At 71.0% G+C, this 15716-nt stretch carries 14 protein-coding genes; 5 read left to right on the top strand and 9 right to left on the bottom strand.

The window, feature by feature from the left end; all coding sequences use genetic code 11:
• The first annotated feature begins 278 nt into the window (after nucleotides 1-278).
• The gene (locus tag ACFUUZ_RS25385; RefSeq protein WP_378700366.1) at nucleotides 279-1427 is read left to right on the top strand and encodes an NADP-dependent malic enzyme; all 1149 of its coding nucleotides are present in this window, start codon (nucleotides 279-281) and stop codon (nucleotides 1425-1427) included.
• Between the two features lie 58 nt (nucleotides 1428-1485).
• Here ACFUUZ_RS25385 and ACFUUZ_RS25380 read toward each other — a convergent pair whose 3' ends face one another.
• The 3 genes from ACFUUZ_RS25380 to ACFUUZ_RS25370 all read right to left on the bottom strand — a co-directional run bounded on the left by ACFUUZ_RS25380 (nucleotide 1486) and on the right by ACFUUZ_RS25370 (nucleotide 4975).
• Nucleotides 1486-2664, bottom strand: a complete 1179-nt coding sequence (locus ACFUUZ_RS25380; RefSeq protein ID WP_378700336.1) for a helix-turn-helix domain-containing protein — start codon at nucleotides 2662-2664, stop codon at nucleotides 1486-1488.
• Between the two features lie 404 nt (nucleotides 2665-3068).
• The gene (locus ACFUUZ_RS25375) at nucleotides 3069-3599 is read right to left on the bottom strand and encodes an RloB family protein (protein ID WP_378700334.1); all 531 of its coding nucleotides are present in this window, start codon (nucleotides 3597-3599) and stop codon (nucleotides 3069-3071) included.
• 59 nt (nucleotides 3600-3658) lie between these two features.
• Nucleotides 3659-4975 carry an ATP/GTP-binding protein gene (locus ACFUUZ_RS25370; protein WP_378700332.1) on the bottom strand — a complete coding sequence of 439 codons (1317 nt, stop codon included), beginning with the start codon at nucleotides 4973-4975 and terminating at the stop codon, nucleotides 3659-3661.
• Nucleotides 4976-5167: 192 nt separating this feature from the next.
• On the opposite strand from ACFUUZ_RS25370, the gene ACFUUZ_RS25365 reads away from it, so the two are divergent.
• A complete protein-coding gene (locus ACFUUZ_RS25365; protein WP_378700330.1) occupies nucleotides 5168-5419 on the top strand; it encodes a type II toxin-antitoxin system VapB family antitoxin in 252 nt (83 codons plus the stop codon).
• Nucleotides 5416-5832, top strand: a complete 417-nt coding sequence (locus tag ACFUUZ_RS25360) for a PIN domain nuclease (protein WP_378700328.1) — start codon at nucleotides 5416-5418, stop codon at nucleotides 5830-5832. The genes ACFUUZ_RS25365 and ACFUUZ_RS25360 overlap by 4 nt, the downstream gene beginning before the upstream one ends.
• Here the strand turns inward: ACFUUZ_RS25360 and ACFUUZ_RS25355 are convergent.
• From ACFUUZ_RS25355 to ACFUUZ_RS25340, 4 genes are read right to left on the bottom strand one after another with little or no spacing between them, the layout of a single operon-like run.
• Nucleotides 5779-6504 carry an ABC transporter permease gene (locus ACFUUZ_RS25355; protein ID WP_378700326.1) on the bottom strand — a complete coding sequence of 242 codons (726 nt, stop codon included), beginning with the start codon at nucleotides 6502-6504 and terminating at the stop codon, nucleotides 5779-5781. The genes ACFUUZ_RS25360 and ACFUUZ_RS25355 overlap by 54 nt on opposite strands.
• Entirely contained in the window at nucleotides 6501-7142 is a 642-nt protein-coding gene (locus ACFUUZ_RS25350; RefSeq protein WP_378700324.1) for an ABC transporter permease, read from the bottom strand. The genes ACFUUZ_RS25355 and ACFUUZ_RS25350 overlap by 4 nt, the downstream gene beginning before the upstream one ends.
• Before the next feature lie 4 nt (nucleotides 7143-7146).
• On the bottom strand, nucleotides 7147-8274 hold the full coding sequence (locus tag ACFUUZ_RS25345) for an ABC transporter ATP-binding protein (protein WP_378700322.1): 1128 nt from the start codon (nucleotides 8272-8274) through the stop codon (nucleotides 7147-7149).
• 6 nt (nucleotides 8275-8280) lie between these two features.
• The gene (locus ACFUUZ_RS25340; protein ID WP_378700364.1) at nucleotides 8281-9204 is read right to left on the bottom strand and encodes an ABC transporter substrate-binding protein; all 924 of its coding nucleotides are present in this window, start codon (nucleotides 9202-9204) and stop codon (nucleotides 8281-8283) included.
• Between the two features lie 154 nt (nucleotides 9205-9358).
• Between ACFUUZ_RS25340 and ACFUUZ_RS25335 the strand changes: the two genes are divergently transcribed.
• Nucleotides 9359-10270: a glycine betaine ABC transporter substrate-binding protein gene (locus tag ACFUUZ_RS25335; protein WP_378700319.1), complete on the top strand. Its 912-nt coding sequence runs from the start codon at nucleotides 9359-9361 to the stop codon at nucleotides 10268-10270.
• Between the two features lie 209 nt (nucleotides 10271-10479).
• Nucleotides 10480-11952, top strand: coding sequence for a DHA2 family efflux MFS transporter permease subunit (locus tag ACFUUZ_RS25330; RefSeq protein WP_378700317.1), 1473 nt, complete (start codon nucleotides 10480-10482; stop codon nucleotides 11950-11952).
• Between the two features lie 158 nt (nucleotides 11953-12110).
• Here the strand turns inward: ACFUUZ_RS25330 and ACFUUZ_RS25325 are convergent, their stop codons facing one another.
• Complete coding sequence (locus ACFUUZ_RS25325; protein WP_378700315.1) at nucleotides 12111-13748, bottom strand: molybdopterin-dependent oxidoreductase; 1638 nt, start codon at nucleotides 13746-13748, stop codon at nucleotides 12111-12113.
• A gap of 74 nt (nucleotides 13749-13822) precedes the next feature.
• The gene (locus tag ACFUUZ_RS25320) at nucleotides 13823-15616 is read right to left on the bottom strand and encodes an AMP-dependent synthetase/ligase (protein WP_378700313.1); all 1794 of its coding nucleotides are present in this window, start codon (nucleotides 15614-15616) and stop codon (nucleotides 13823-13825) included.
• Nucleotides 15617-15716 lie beyond the last annotated feature (100 nt).

The following is a 15716-nucleotide window of genomic DNA, read 5'->3' as shown; positions in this document are numbered from 1 at the left end:
ATCTCCGGTCCGGATGACCCCGTCCGGCTCCGCGCTCTCGTTCCGCCCGCCCGGTACTCGCCGGTATCCGCCGTTGCGTGACGAAAATCACAGCCAGTCCGAAAAGGGCCGGTAGCGGCATCGATGAGCCCCGTGAGACACCTCATACCCGATACCCGGCGGTAACCGTTTTCCGGTCTAGCCACGCACCAAGCAGGAGTGAAATCGTGTCACCTGTGACTGACGCACCGAATGCCACCGCGGACCGCAGCGCCGACGACGCGGCCAGCCTTTCTGCGATCACCCACGACGAAATCTTCGCGGGCCACCTCGGCGGCAAGCTCTCCGTGGAGCTCTCGTCCCCGCTGGAGACCCAGCGGGATCTGTCGATCGCCTACACGCCGGGTGTCGCCCAGGTGAGCCGCGCGATCGCGCAGGACGAGGCGCTCGCCAAGCGCTACACCTGGACCGACCGGCTGGTGGTCGTGGTCAGCGACGGCACCGCCGTGCTCGGCCTCGGCGACATCGGCCCGCGCGCCTCGCTGCCGGTCATGGAGGGCAAGGCGGCGCTGTTCAAGAAGTTCGCCGACCTGAACTCCATCCCGATCGTGCTGGACACCAAGGACGTCGACGAGATCGTCGAGACCCTGATCCGGCTGCGCCCCAGCTTCGGCGCGGTGAACCTGGAGGACATCTCGGCGCCGCGCTGCTTCGAGATCGAGCAGCGCGTCATCGAGGCGCTGGACTGCCCGGTCATGCACGACGACCAGCACGGCACCGCCATCGTGGTGCTCGCCGCGCTGAACGGCGCCGCCCGCGTGCAGGGCCGCGGCATCGCCGACCTGAAGGTCGTGGTCTCCGGTGCGGGCGCCGCGGGCGTCGCGTGCACCAACATCCTGCTCGCGGCGGGCGTCGCCGACGTCACCGTGCTCGACTCCAAGGGCATCGTGAGCCGGGAGCGCGGCGACCTGAACGCCATCAAGGCCGAGCTCGCGAGCCGCACCAACCCGCGCGGCCTGAACGGCGGCGCCGCCGAGGCCCTCGCCGGCGCCGACGTCTTCCTCGGGCTCTCCGCCGGGCTGATCGCCGAGGAGCTCATCGCCTCGATGGCGCCGGAGTCGATCGTCTTCGCCATGTCCAACCCGGACCCGGAGATCCACCCCGACGTGGCGCGCAAGTACGCCTCGATCGTGGCCACCGGCCGCAGCGACTTCCCGAACCAGATCAACAACGTCCTCGCCTTCCCCGGCGTCTTCAAGGGCGCGCTGGACGCCGGTGCCCGCCGCATCACCGAGGGCATGAAGCTCGCCGCGGCCAACGCCATCCTCAGCGTCGTCGCCGACGAGCTCGGGCCGGACAAGATCGTGCCCAGCCCGCTGGACCCGCGGGTCGCCCCCGCGGTCGCCGAGGCGGTCGCGGCCGCTGCCCGCGCCGAGGGCGTCGCCTGATCCTTCTGCTGTTCCGGAACTCCCGTTCGAGGTGCTGCCTCGGGCGGGAGTTCCGCGTTCACGGGGTTATTCGCAGCCAGGCGCCGAAGGCGCCGGTGCTCTCGCTGCGGCGTCGCTCCGCCGCAACGATGCCGAGATAGGTCTCGCGCACCGACGGATGCAGCCGTGTCTGCTGCGGTGCCGTCGCCCTGGCCTTCCGTAGCGCCGCGAGGGCGTCGGCCGGTCGTCCGGCCAGGAGTTGCGCGCGCGCCACGTCTTGCCAGTGGTGCCCCGCTCGCGGCGGTGCGATTCCCCGCGGGAGCGGTAGCGCCGTTCCTTCCCGGGCGGCGCGATCGGGCTCACCGGATTCCAGTGCCACCGCGCAGGCGTGGATCCCGACGTTGGCAGGCCCGAACAGCGTGCCGTACCTGTCGGATTCACCCGGCATCAGCGCCGCGAGCTCCCGCGCTCGCGCAATGTGCTCGGCGGCCGTGCCGGGCCGCAACCCGCGCGCCGCGACAACCGCGCCGCACAGGTGCCCGTACCCGCGCACGGCATTCGGGCCTTCGCCGGAGCCGTCAATCAAGGCCAACCCCTCGTCGACCAGCCGGAGCCCGAGCTCGTTCCCGCCGTGGTACATCAGAACCCGGGCCCGCTTGATCTTGGCCTGCGCCGCGTAGAGCGGATCGTCCGCATCGGCAGCGGCCCACTCCAGCCGGTCCAGCGCAATCGGCGCGAGTGTCAGGAAGCCGAACCGGCGACAGAGCCGTTCCGTGGTGACGAAGGCGGCGCACAGCACGGTGAAGACGGCGCCGCGCTGATCGGCCGGAGCGGCATGCAGCGCGCCGTGGAGCTGCCGCAGCAACCCCGGCATCCGGGCCAGCGCGACCCGGCCCTGGTCGTTCCGGTAGGCGAAGTCGACGCCTGCCATCTCCGAGCGCAGCACATCGATCGGTGACGGCTCCAACGGCGTGACGTACCGGCCCTCGGCGAGCACCGCGCGGAGTTCGCCGATCCCGTCGAGCGGCCCGTCCTCCTCGATCGTCTCCCATGCTGGGCTCCCGGTCAGACGCTCCGGCGCGATGTTCAACGCTCGCGCGACCGCGGCGACGAAGCCATCCGAAGGAGCCTCCCGCCCCTGCTCGACCTTGCTGATCATGCTGGTGCTGTACCCGGCAAGCCTGCCCAGTTTCGACTGCGTGCACCGGGCCATCTTGCGTTGTGCGGCAATCCGTTTACCGACCGAGTTATCCGACATGACGGGCCCCCTTCGGAGATGATCCGCTCCCTCCTCCGAGGGTACGGTGCCCGCCCACGGGGCTGCCCCGCTCGACCGGAGAACTCCCACAGAACTGTCAGTTCGACGTCGCGGTCGGGTGCGAAGGTGACGCCCGTCCGAGAACAGAGGGGGTTCAATGCGGAACGAACTGCAGGGGTGCGAACACGGTCCGTGGATTCCGGCGTCGCTGTGCGGCGCGGTGGTCGCCCGGGGCGCGGCCATCGTGCGAGTCGCGTGCCCGGGCGGGACGCATTCGGCGCCGGTCGAGTCGGGGGTCATCGCTGCGCATACGGTCGGGCCGAGGGCCGAGAGGTGCCCGTGGTGGGGTGTTCGGGTTGTCTACGACACCTCGGCGTTTCGCTGACGTCGCAGCCGCCCAGTTCTCATCGCCCAAGCAGGAGATCCACGAGGATCGGCATCGCTGAGGAGGGATCGGGGCCTACTCTCCCGGCCGCCAGTTCGAGGTCCGCTCGGCGCGCGACCTCACATGCCCGGTGGACAGCGTGGAACGGGAAGTTCGGTGCGAGCACCTTCCTGCTGACCAGCCCGAGTTTCGCGGTCAGCTCGTCGAGCTGCGAGGTGTTCAGCGCGGAGTGCTTGTCCTCGACGTGCCACCGCAACCACACCTCGAACTTCAGGTTCGAGACGAGCAGCAGGATCGACTCGCGGGCGGCGAGTCGGCAAGCGGCGGGCAACGCCTCGTGTCGGTCGACGTCGACCAGGCAGACGCAGACGTCGTAGTCCTTCTCATCGCTCGCCGCCCTGTCGCGGATCTCGATGCCCTTCAGGACCACCTTCATCGGGTCCTTGCCGACGGGGACCGATTTCACGACGGCGGTCGCGCCCCTGCTGCGCAGATAGCTGTTCAGGCCTTCGACGTACTGGGGTTCCGTTCGCGTTCCCTCGGTGACCACGAGAATTCGTCGCGCGGGCTGTCTCCTCGGCCTGCCTGCGCGCTTGCGTGCCGTCAATGTCAGGGCCCTGCGGAGTCGACGAGTGCGGCCAGCGCGCTCGGCGACAGCCGTGGGGTGCCGCCGTACCGCCCGGTCAAATAGCGCCGCGCCACATTCGCGTCGGGGTGCTTCGGGAAATCGGCCAGGCAGGTCAGCTCGGTGACACCCTCGTAGGTCTTGTCCGTGAACCAGACCTGTTCGGGCTCCAGCTTCACCTCGCTCAGCGGTGAGAGAACGTAGGACTCGTGGCTGGTGAAGATGAGTTGCGCCTGCCTGCTGTTGACCGAGGGATCCGCGAACGCGCCCAGCAGGACTTCGAGGAGATGGGGATGCAGGCTCGCGTCGATCTCGTCGACGAGGAGCAACCCGCCCTTGCGTAGCGCCTCGAGCGCAGGCACGGCCACGGCGAGCCAGGCGATCGTCCCGTCGCTTTCGTCCTGGATGGAGAAGGCCGGGCATTCGTCGGCGGTGCCGCGGTGGGTGAAGACCAGATGCCGCACGACCTGGGCCAGCTGGTCGTCGTCCAGGTCGTTGGGCTCTTCGTCGTCGGGCTTGGCGTCCTCGTCGCGCAGCTCGTGCCGGATTCGGTTGAGCACTCGCCGTATGTGATCGGGGATCTCGGTCTCCTCGATGCCGACCTGCACGACGCCGATATCGGCGACCTGGAGCAGCGCCTCGAGGTCGGCGAAAGTGATGCTTCCCTCTGCCAGCAGATCCGCGATGTTCGACAGCCGCGCCTCGCGGTGGGAGTCCTTCACCAGGACACAGTCGAAGCCGGTGACCAGAGCATTCGCCACGGAATGCAGGGGTGAGCCGGGTAGCAGCAGGGCCCGGCTGAGCACGAGTTCGCGCCCGGTCACCTCGATCTTGGTGCGCAGGCTCGGGTGGAACGTCAACGTTCCGGCTTCTCGATCGCGATCCAGCACCGTGCGCCAGCGCGAGGTGGGTACGTCGCGCAGCCACTCGCGTCCGATTCCGTCGTGGTCCACCTCGAAGCCGTACAGATGCCGGCGTCCCTCATGGACGAAATCGAGCTCGTAGGTGCTCGATGCAGTGCGTGCCGTCCCATCGAGTCGGAACGGCGCCCGGTGCATCGACTTCGATGCCTGCCAGGTTGTGGCGGACAGGTCGATCGCCGCGAACGCGTACCGGAACGCATCCAGCACAGCGGACTTGCCGGTCGCGTTACCGCCGAAGATTCCCGCGATCGGGTAGGTCGCAGCGTTCCAGTCGCCGTCCCGGGGCTGGAGAGTCCGCAACGACGGGCGTGCGAGGTCGATCGTGATCTCGTCCCGAATGCTCCCGTGGTTGCGCACGGTGAAGCTCAGCAGGATCATTTGGCGATGCTAGCAAGCGGAGCGCATCGATTTGTACGTTTTCCGAGCAGGTTGAGGTTTTCAGCTGAGAAATCCATTCACTTCTGTTCGATCCGTCAAGCGGCAGTTCGCTGGTGAGCGCGCCCGGCCATCGGCGCGATATCATTTGATAGACTGATTTGATATCGCTGGGAGTGGGCTGAGGGAGGACCAATGGCCAGGACTGTCATCGACTTGGACGAGGAGATCGTCGAGCAGGCGATGCGGGTGTACGGGGTGACGACCAAGGCGGCGGCGGTGCGGGCGGCGATGGCGGAGGGGGTGAAGCTGCGGTTGCGTCGGGAGTTCTTCGATGCCATGGACGAAGGTGAGTTCGAGGACGTGTTCGCGGAGATCCGGTCACAGACCGGTCCGCGGAAGCCGGACGGTTCCCTCGAGCGTGGCGACGGGACCTCGGTGGCGTGAGGGGGCGCTATCTGATCGACAAGTCCGCGCTGGCTCGCCGCCGTACGCCCGCGGTGCGGCAGCGACTGGACGCACTGGACCACGCGGGGCTCCTCGCGGTGTGTGCCCCGACCGAGTACGAGGTGCTGTATTCGGCGCGCGGAAAACCCGAGGCGCTGCGGCTGCGTTCCCTGCTCCGTGGGTTCGACTATCTGCCCTGTAATGACGAGGAGTTCGAGCGTGCGCTCGAGATCCAGGGCCTGGCGCTCAACGCCGGTTTTCATCGAGCACTGTCGCTGGCCGACGTCCTCATCGCGGCAACGGCCGAGCGGCATCGAGCCACGGTTCTGCACTACGACGGTGACTTCGACATGCTCTCCTCAGTCTGTGCGTTGCACGCCGAGTGGGTTGTCGAGCCCGGTACCGCCGACTGAGCGCCGGCGGCGGAGCCGGCCCGTCCCCGGCGTCCCGGCCCAGACCGCGAGGGCGAGCAGCCCGTCCAGGATCATGGCGAGCAGCGCGACCAGGATGGCGCCGACAAGGACGCGGTCGTAGCGGTGCAAACCGATTCCGTCGAAGATGTAGCGCCCTAGCCCGCCGAGGTTCACGAAGGCGGCGATGGTGGCGGTGGCGACCACCTGCAACGTCGCCCCGCGCAACCCAGTGAGCAGGACGGGCAACGCGTTCGGAACCTCGACCCGGAAGAGCACCTGCCGCTCCGTCATCCCCATGGCGCGGGAGGCGTCGACCACCTCGAGGGAGACGTTGGCGACCCCGGCGTACGCCCCGGCGAGCAGCGGGGGGATGCCGACGGTGATCAGGGCGAGCAGTGGAGGGATCAGCCCGAGCCCCATGAGCAGGACGAGGAAGGTGAGCAGGCCGAGGGTGGGCAGGGCGCGCATGGCGTTGGCGAAGCCGACGAGCACCGCTGCTCCGCGCCGGTAGTGCCCGACCGCGAGCCCGAGCGGCAGCGCGATCACGGCGGAGAGCCCGATGGCGAGCGCGCTGTACCAGAGGTGTTGCAGGAGTCGCTGATCGATGCCGGCCGGCCCGCCCCAGTTGTCCGGGTCGGTGAAGTACTGCCAGGCGTCCAGGAAGAGATTCACGCCGCCCCCTTCGTGACCCAGGGGGTCGCGACCCGGCCGAGCAGGTACACGATCCGGTCGAAGACCAGCGCCAGGACCAGGGTGACGATGATGCCCGCGATGATTTCGTCGGGGTAGTCCCGCTGGTACCCCTGGGTGAACAGCTTGCCGAGCCCGCCGACGCCGACCAGCGCGCCGACCGACACCATGGCGATATTGGTGACCACCACGACCCGCAGCGTGGAGACGAAGACCGGGAGCGCCAGCGGCAGGTCGACGGTGAGCGTGCGGCGCAGCGGGCCGTAGCCGACGGCGTCGGCCGAGTCGAGCACCGCGGCGGGCACCGAGTCCAGCGCCGCGGGGACCGCGATCACCAGCAGCGCGGTGGAGTAGAGGGTGAGCGCGATGATGACGTTCAGCGGGTCGATGGTCGCGATCCCGACGATCGGCGGAATGATCACGAACAGCGCCAGCGACGGCACCGTGTACACCAGCCCGGAAGCGGCGACGGTCGCCCGCCGCAGCCACGGCACCCGGCGGACCAGGGTGCCGACCGGGACCGCGATCACCAGCCCCACCAGCAGCGGGATCAGCGCGAGGTACAGGTGCTCGGAGGTGTAGCCCCACACCTCGCCCGCATTGTCGAGGAGATAGCGCATCCGCTCACGCCCCCGCGCGCGCGGAGTCCTCGGCCGCGCGCTGCTCGGCCAGCAGGGCGAGCACGTCGTCGGCGCCGATCCCGCCGCGCACCGCGCCGGAATCGTCTACCGCGACCCCGATGCCGGACGGCGACGAGATCGCCGCGTCCAGCGCCTGCCGCAGGTCGCCGCCGACCGTGAAGAGCGAGCCGCCCGCCGCCATGCTCTCGGCGAGCGCGCGCCCCGCCTTCAGCCCGGCGGCGCCGCCCGCGTCCAGCCAGCCTGCCGGTGCGCCGTCCTTGCCGGTGATCAGCACCCACTCACCGGGGCCGGGGTCGAGCCCCGGCGCCTCGGCCTCGGTGGCGGTGGCGATATCGCGCAGCGGCACCCGCTCCGCGCTGCGGAAGGAGAGCCCGCGGTAGCCGCGGTCGCGCCCGACGAAGCCCGCCACGAAATCCGTGGCGGGCTGGGCCAGCACGGTGCGCGGGGCGTCGTACTGCTGCAGCACGCCACCGCGGCCGAACACCGCGATCCGGTCGCCGAGCGTGATCGCCTCGTCGATATCGTGCGTGACGAAGACGATGGTCTTCTTCAGTTCGCCCTGCAGCCTGCGCATCTCGGCCTGCAGCTCGGCGCGGACCACCGGGTCCACCGCGCTGAACGGCTCGTCCATGAGCAGCACCGGCGGGTCGGCGGCGAGCGCCCGCGCCACCCCGACCCGCTGCTGCTGGCCGCCGGAGAGCTGCGCCGGGTAGCGCTGCGCCAGCTGCCGGTCCAGCCCGACCCGGTCCAGCACCTCGAGCGCGGCCGCGCGGGCCTGTTTGCGCGAGGTGCCCCGCAGCACCGGCACGGTCGCCACATTGTCGACGACCGTGCGGTGCGGCAGCAGCCCGCCGCCCTGGATCACGTAGCCGATGCCGCGGCGCAGCTTGACCGGGTCCATCCCCGCGATGTCGGCGCCGCCGACGGTGATCGTGCCGGAGGTGGGGCGGATCATCCGGTTGATCATCCGCATGGAGGTGGTCTTGCCGCAGCCGGAGGGCCCGACGAAGACCGTGAACGAGCCGGACTCGATCGCCAGGCTCAGCTGCGAGACCGCGTGCGTTCCGTCCGGGTAGACCTTGCTGACGTCGCTGAACTCGATGTCGGACACGGTGGGTCAGCCGCCCGCCTTCTGGTTCAGCTCCTGCTCGGCGAGCCACGCCGCCGCCGCGGCCTTGGGCTGGATCTTGGCGTCGCCGGAGACGGCGGTGTTCAGCTCGAGCAGCTCCTCGGTGGTGAGCTTGGCCGAGACCGCGTCCAGCGCGGCGACCAGCGCGTCCGTCTTCTTGGCGGCGTTGATCAGCGGCACCACGTTCTGCGCGGGGAAGTTCTGCTTCGGGTCCGCAAGCACCACGAGGTCGTTCTGCTCGATGGCCGGGGAGGTGGTGAAGATATTGGCCGCCGTCACCTGGCCGTCGACCAGTGCGTCGACGGTGGCCGGGCCGCCGCCGTCGGCGATCGGGACGAAGCGGTCCGCGGGGATCTGCAGGTCGTAGTTCTCGGCGAGTCCGGGCAATCCGCCCGCGCGCTCGGCGAACTCGGCGGGCGCGCCGAAGGTGACCTCGGCCGAGTACGGGGCCAGGTCGCCGATGGTGCGCAGGTTCCAGCGGTCGGCGGTCGCCCTGGTGACCACGACGGCGTCCGAGTCCTGGGCCGGGGCGGGCCTGCCGAGCGCGAGCTGGTCGCCGAGCGCGCCCGCCAGCGCGGCCTCCACGTCGGCCGGGCTGGTGGCGGTGGCGTCCGGCTGCAGGTACTGCAGCAGGTTGCCGGTGTACTCGGGGACCACCGAGACCGAGCAGTCGCGCAGCGCCGGAATGTAGGCCTCGCGGCTGCCGATATTGAGCCGGGTCTCCACCTCGAAGCCGTTGACCCGCAGCGCCTCCGCGTAGATCTCGGCGACGGTCTCGGACTCCGGGAAATTGGCCGAGCCGACGGTGATGGTGTCGCCCTCGCAGCTGCCGCCGCCGGAGAGCGGGTCGGAGTTGCCGCCGCAGGCCGCGAGCGTGGCGGCGACCGTCACGGCGAGCGCGGTGGTGAGCATCCGGTGAGCAGAAGTCGGGAGCGTGCGTGCCACGGGAGTCCTTTGCGTCCGGGTACGGGGCGGCGGCGGTGCCGGGCTGCCCCGGTACATTGCCGATAGTCCATACTGCCCGCTCGGCGGGGTTCGCGTCGGCTGGAGAGAGTTGGTTCGCTGCATGAAGGTGCCCGCGTGGGTGCGCAGGCAGGCGCTGGTCCCGGTGGTTGTCGCGCTCGCCGCCGCCGTGTCCTGCGCGGACGGAGGGGATGCCGGGGCGGTGGCGGTCGGTGCGGGGGACTCCGCGGAGTCGGCGGTGCTCGCCGAGATCTACGCGGGCGCGCTCTCCCGCGGTGGCATCCCGGCGGTGGTCGCCCCCGCCCCCGGCGATCGCTCGGCCCGGGTGGCCGCGCTCGACTCCGGCGCCGTCGACCTGCTCGCCGACCACACCGGCGCCCTCACCCGCTTCTTCGACGCCACCGCCTTCGCCGCGGCAGGCCCGAGCTCGACCCCCGCAGCCGAGACACCCGACCCGGCGCAGACGGCGACGGCGGCGCTGGCCCGCTCGCTCCCGCAGGGCCTCGTCATCTCCGACCCCGCCGACGGCACCGACCTGCGCCCCCGCCTGCTGGTCACCGAGGAGACCGCGCGCCGCGACGAACTCGCGAAGGCCGAGTCCGCGACCCCGGCCTGCGCGGACCGCACCGGCGGCCTCGCCCCGGCCCCCGGCCTGCTCGACCCCGCGCCGCCCGAGACCATCCCGGCCTGCATTTTCGGCAGCACCGAGCGCTTCGCCGACCCGGCCGCCCTGCGCGCCGCGCTCCTCGAGGGCCGGGTGCAGGCGGGTGTACTGGCAGGTCCGGCCCCCGCCGACAGCACCGCCGGATTGACCGCGCTCGCCCTCGACCTCCCCGCGGAGAACGTCGTCCCGCTCTTCCGCGACGGCGTCCTCGACGACCGCGGCCGCGAGCGGCTCAACCAGGTGGCGGGCGAGCTCACCACCGACGAGCTGGTCGTCCTGGTGCAGCGCGCCGAGGCGGGCGAGCGCGCCGCTGACCTGGCGGGCAGCTGGCTGGACGCGCACGCGCTCTGACGCGGCGGCGGGCAGGCGCCCCCCGATCGTTTCCCAGGCGTACTATTTCGCCTGGTGTACTTCGGCGCGGAGGGCGCGGTGCCATCGGCGGCCATCGCACTCGCGTCGACCGCGACCGGCCGCCCGGCCGCGGGAGCTGCCACTGCGCCGTGCGCATCGAGCAGCGAGCTCGACGAGATCCGCGCGCCGCCCCGACCGAGGAGCTCCTGATGTCAGAGACCCGCAACCCGTGGCACGCGCTGCTCGCCATGGTGGTGGGGTTCTTCATGATCCTGCTGGACATGACGATCGTCGCGGTCGCCAACCCGGCCATCATGGAAGAGCTGAACGCCGAGATCTCCGCGGTGATCTGGGTGACCAGCGCCTACCTGCTCACCTACGCGGTGCCGCTGCTCATCACCGGCCGCCTCGGCGACCGGTTCGGCCCCAAGAACCTGTACCTGGTCGGCCTCGCGGTCTTCACCGGCGCCTCGCTCTGGTGCGGCCTCTCCGGCAGCATCGGCATGCTGATCGCGGCGCGCGCCGCGCAGGGCATCGGCGCCGCGCTGATGACGCCGCAGACCATGGCCGTCATCACCCGCACCTTCCCGCCGGACCGGCGCGGCGCCGCCATGGGGCTGTGGGGCGGCGTGGCCGGGCTGGCCACCCTGGTCGGGCCGATCCTGGGCGGGGTGCTGGTCGACGGCCTCGGCTGGGAGTGGATCTTCATCGTCAACGTCCCGGTCGGCGTCATCGCCTTCGCGCTGGCGGTCTGGCTGGTGCCCGCGCTGCCGACCAACCGGCACCGGTTCGACATCCCCGGCGTCGTGCTCAGCGCGGTCGGCATGTTCCTGCTGGTCTTCGGCATCCAGGAGGGCAATGCCAGGGACTGGGACTGGCTGATCTGGACCATGATCGGCGGCGGGCTGGTGGTCCTCGCCTTCTTCCTCTGGAACCAGTCGCGCAACACCGGCGAGCCGCTGGTGCCGCTGGGGCTGTTCCGGGACCGCAACTTCGCCTTCTCCAACCTGGCGATCGCGGCCATGGGCGCGGCGGTGACCGCGTTCATGGTGCCCGCCTACTTCTACCTGCAGGCGGTGCGCGACCTCAGCCCGACCCGCTCGGCGCTGATCTTCGCCCCCATGGCGATCGCGACCGGCATCCTGGCACCGGTGATCGGCCGGTTCTCCGACCGGCTGCACCCGCGGGTGGTGCCGACCATCGGCTTCACGCTCTTCGCGGTGTCGCTGTTCTGGATCGCCGCGGTGATGACGCCGGACAGCCCGCTGATCCTGTTCGTGCTCGCGGGCGTGCTCGCCGGGTTCTCCAACTCCTGCATCTGGGCGCCGCTGGCCTCGACCGCCACGCACAACCTGCCGGTGCACCAGGCCGGGGCGGGGGCCGGGATCTACAACACCACCAGGCAGGTGGGGTCGGTGCTCGGCAGCGCGGCCATCTCCGCGCTGATCTCGGCGCGGATCGCGGCGGTGGGGCTCGAGGGTGGGCCCGCGGGCGAGGGGATGGGCGGAGGGCCGGTCCCGGAGTTCGTGCGGGACAAGTTCAGCACCGCGCTCGCCGAGTCCATCCTGCTGCCCGCCGGGGTGCTGCTCATCGGCGTCGTCGCCTCGGCGCTCTTCGTCCGACACGAGCGGAGTGGGTCCGGGCCGGTCAAGGAAGCGGAACCGGCGGGCACGGCCGCGTAGAAGTCCGTCGCGCGGGTGGGCCGCGGCACAGACCCCGCGGGCGGGGTACGGGGCGGAGCCCCGCGGGTGGGCTGCGGCAGAGAACCCGCGGGTGAAGCGCGGCTTTGCAGCCTGCTGCCGGGGGCGGGGCGGAGCCCCGCGAAAATAGAACTTTCTTCTCACCCGACCCGGACGAATACCGCCGGATAACCACTGGCCCCGTCGGGAATCGCCGCCGCCACCTCGGCGGTCTGCACCACCCCGGTCCCGTCGGTGGCCCGCGCCCGCAACGTATGCGGACCGGGAGCGGCATCCCACTCGTACACCCACTGCCGCCAGGTATCCACGGAAACATCGGCGGCGAGCCGAGCCTGCTCCCACGGCCCGTCGTCCACCTGCACCTCGACCGCGGCGATCCCGCGATGCTGCGCCCACGCCACCCCGGCCACCGGGATCCGCCCCGGCTTCAGGCGGGCACTCGCCGCGGGCGTATCGATCCTGGTCCCGGTCTTGATCGGCCCCTCGGCGGCCCACCCGCGCTTGGTCCAGTAGGCGGTGGCCCGATCGAACCGGGTCACCTCCAGCTCGGTGACCCATTTGGTGGCGGAGACGTACCCGTACAGCCCCGGCACCACCAGCCGCGCCGGGTACCCGTGCGCCACCGGCAGCGGCTCCCCGTTCATGCCGATGGCGAGCAGCGCGTCCCGTCCATCGGTGAGCGCGGTGAGCGGGGTGCCCGCGGTCCAGCCGTCGGCGCTGCGGGAGAGCACCATGTCGGCACCCGCGAGCGGCCCCGCCTCGGCGAGCAGCGCGTCCAGCCGGTAGCCGAGCCAGCGGGCATTGCCGATGAGGTCGCCGCCGACCGGGTTGGAGACGCAGGCCAGGGTGGTGAGGCGTTCGACAGCGGGGCGCTCGGCGAGATCGGCCCAGCGCAGGATGATCTCGCGCTGGACCATGCCGTGGATGCGCAGCGACCAGTCCTCGATCGACACCTGCGGGACGGTCAGCGCGGTGTCGATGCGGTAGAAGTCGGCGTTCCGGGTGAGGTACGGGGTGAGACCCGGCGTGCGCAGGTCGGCGCCGACCGGCGGGTCGAGCAGAGGTTCCTGGGCGGGCGGCAGCGCGACGCCCGCGCGCTCGCCGGAGACGTCCTTCCGCAGCGCCCCCAGCGCGCGCCCCGCCAACCCCGCCGCGATCCCCGCGCCCGTGGCCAGCGCGAGCCCGCGCAGCACCCGCCGCCGATCCGCGATATCGACCGACCCGGTTCCGACCCGGTCGCCGCCCGCGGACCCGCCGCGGACGTCCGCTGTCGAACCCGCGACCGTGTGACCCATCCGCGCCCCGGGTTCGACCACCCGGGTATCGCCCTCCGACTCGCCACCTTCGGCATCGCTCCGGCCAGGACCCGGCACCCCACCCCCGTGCCGCTTTTCGAGCGCCCACAGCAGGACCCAGATCCCGGCGGCAACCCCGACCACCGTCGGCACCGCCGCGAGAACCCCCGCCGCGGCGACGGCGAGCGCGACGACCCCGACCCCGAATACCGCGAGGACCCAGGCTCCGGCCCGCCCGAGCAGCCCGGCGAGCGCCGAGACCAGCACCGCCACCACCAGCATGGCGACGACCAGCACCACCTTGTCCGCGGTCCCGAACGTCTCGATGGCCCACTCGCGCAACCCGCGCGGCGAGTGGTCGACGACCGCGTCCCCGAGCACCCGCAGCGGCGACGCCTCCGGTTTCAGCACCCCGGCGAGCAGCTCGGCGACGCCGAGAGTCACCGCCCCGGCGGCGATCCCCGCCCAGGCCCGCGTTCTCATACCCCGACACTACCCAGCACACAGCACAGTGCCGCCGGGAAAATCCACGGCGGCGCTGGGCGAGACGGGGAACGTCAGGCGTAGAGGTTCTCCACCTGGGTGGCGAACTCCTTCATGACGACCGCCCGCTTGAGCGACATCTTCGGCGTGAGCTGCCCACCCTCCTGGGTCCAGTCCACGTCGAGCACCTTGATCTTCTTGATCTGCTCGGCCTTGGAGACCTTCTTGTTGGTCTCGGCGATGGCCGCCTCGACCTCGGCGACCAGGTCGGCGTTCTCCGCGAGCTTGGCCACCGAGGTGTCGGCGGGCAGCCCGTGCCGCTCGGCCCAGCCGGGCAGCGCCTCCGGGTCGAGCGTGACCAGCGCGGCGATGAACGGCTTGCCGTCGCCGACCACCATGACCTGGCTGATCAGCGGGTGCGCGCGCAGCGAGTCCTCCAGCACGGCGGGGGAGACGTTCTTGCCACCGGCGGTGACGATGATCTCCTTCTTCCGGCCGGTGATGGTGACGAAGCCGTCGCCGTCGATCGAGCCGAGGTCGCCGGTCTTGAACCAGCCGTCGACGAAGGCGTCCTCGGTGGCCTCGGAGTTGCCCCAGTACCCGCCGAAGATGACCGAGCCCTTGATCAGCAGCTCGCCGTCCTCGGCGATCTTGGCGGCGTGGCCCTCGATCGGCCGCCCGACCGAGCCGACCCGAATGTGCTCGGGGGTGTTCACGGTGACCGCCGCGGTCGACTCGGTGAGGCCGTAGCCCTCGTAGATGGTGACGCCGACGCCGCGGAAGAAGTGCCCGAGCCGCGCGCCGAGCGGCCCGCCGCCGGAGACCGCGGCCTCGCACTGCCCGCCGAGCGCGGCCTTGAGCTTGCTGTAGACCAGCTTGTCGAAGAGCGCGTGCTTGGCCTTGAGCACCAGCCCGGCGCCGCCCCTGTCCTGCGCCTCGGACCACTCGATGGCGGTCGCCGCGGCGGCGTCGAAGATCTTGCCCTTGCCGCCGTCGTGCGCCTTCTGCTTCGCGCTGTTGAAGACCTTCTCGAAGACGCGCGGCACCGAGAGGATGAAGTGCGGCTGGTAGGCGCCGAACTGCTCGACCAGGGTGGTCCAGTCCGCGGTGTGCGCCACGACCACCTTGGCGTCGAACGCGGCGAGCGCGACCGCGCGGGCGAAGACGTGCGCCAGCGGCAGGAACATGAGGGTCTTCTTGCCCTCGGTCACGTACTTGCCGAGCGCGATCCGGTCGGACTGCGATTCGGCGTAGAGGTTGGCGTGCGTGAGCATGACGCCCTTGGGCCGCCCGGTGGTGCCCGAGGTGTAGATCAGGGTGGCGGGCGAGGCCGCGTTCACCTGCCCGCGCCGCTCGTGCACCGCCTCGTCGCCGAGCTCGGCGCCGCGCCTGGTCAGCTCCTCGATCGCGCCGCCGTCGATCTCCAGCGTCTCGCGCAGGTCGGGCAGCGCGCCGTCGGCGATCTCGTCGATCACCGCGCGGTGCTTGGCGTTCTCGATCACCAGCAGCTTGGTGGCGGAGTCCTGCAGGATCCAGGTGGCCTGCTCGGCGGCCGAGCTGTCGTAGATCGCGACGGTGCAGCCGCCCGCGGCCCAGATCGCGAAGTCGAGGACGGCCCACTCGTAGCGGGTCGCGGCCATGATCGCGACCCGGTCACCGAGCTCGATGCCGGAGGCGATCAGCCCCTTGGCCACCCCGGTGACCGCCGTCGCGAACTCCGCCGCCGTCACGTCGCGCCAGCTGTTGGTGCCGTTCGGGACGTTGAAGACGACCGCGTCCGGCGTCCGCTCGGCGTGCCGGAAAACGTTGTCGGAATTGTTCGCGTCGTCCGGAATTCGGTAGGAAGCCGGGACTTCGAACTCTCGCATCAGTGCCCTTCCACGTGGGTTTACTCGCCAGTAATCTACGACACCCCGGGCGGACACGTGAGCTCGGCCACCGCTTCGGCGCCGAGGGAGCAACAAGCCA

It is taken from the genome of Nocardia sp. NPDC057353 (assembly GCF_042667085.1).
In the GTDB taxonomy this organism is placed as follows: domain Bacteria; phylum Actinomycetota; class Actinomycetes; order Mycobacteriales; family Mycobacteriaceae; genus Nocardia.
The sequence above is the reverse complement of the archived record's forward strand: the minus strand, read 5'-3'. Positions and strand labels throughout refer to the sequence as shown.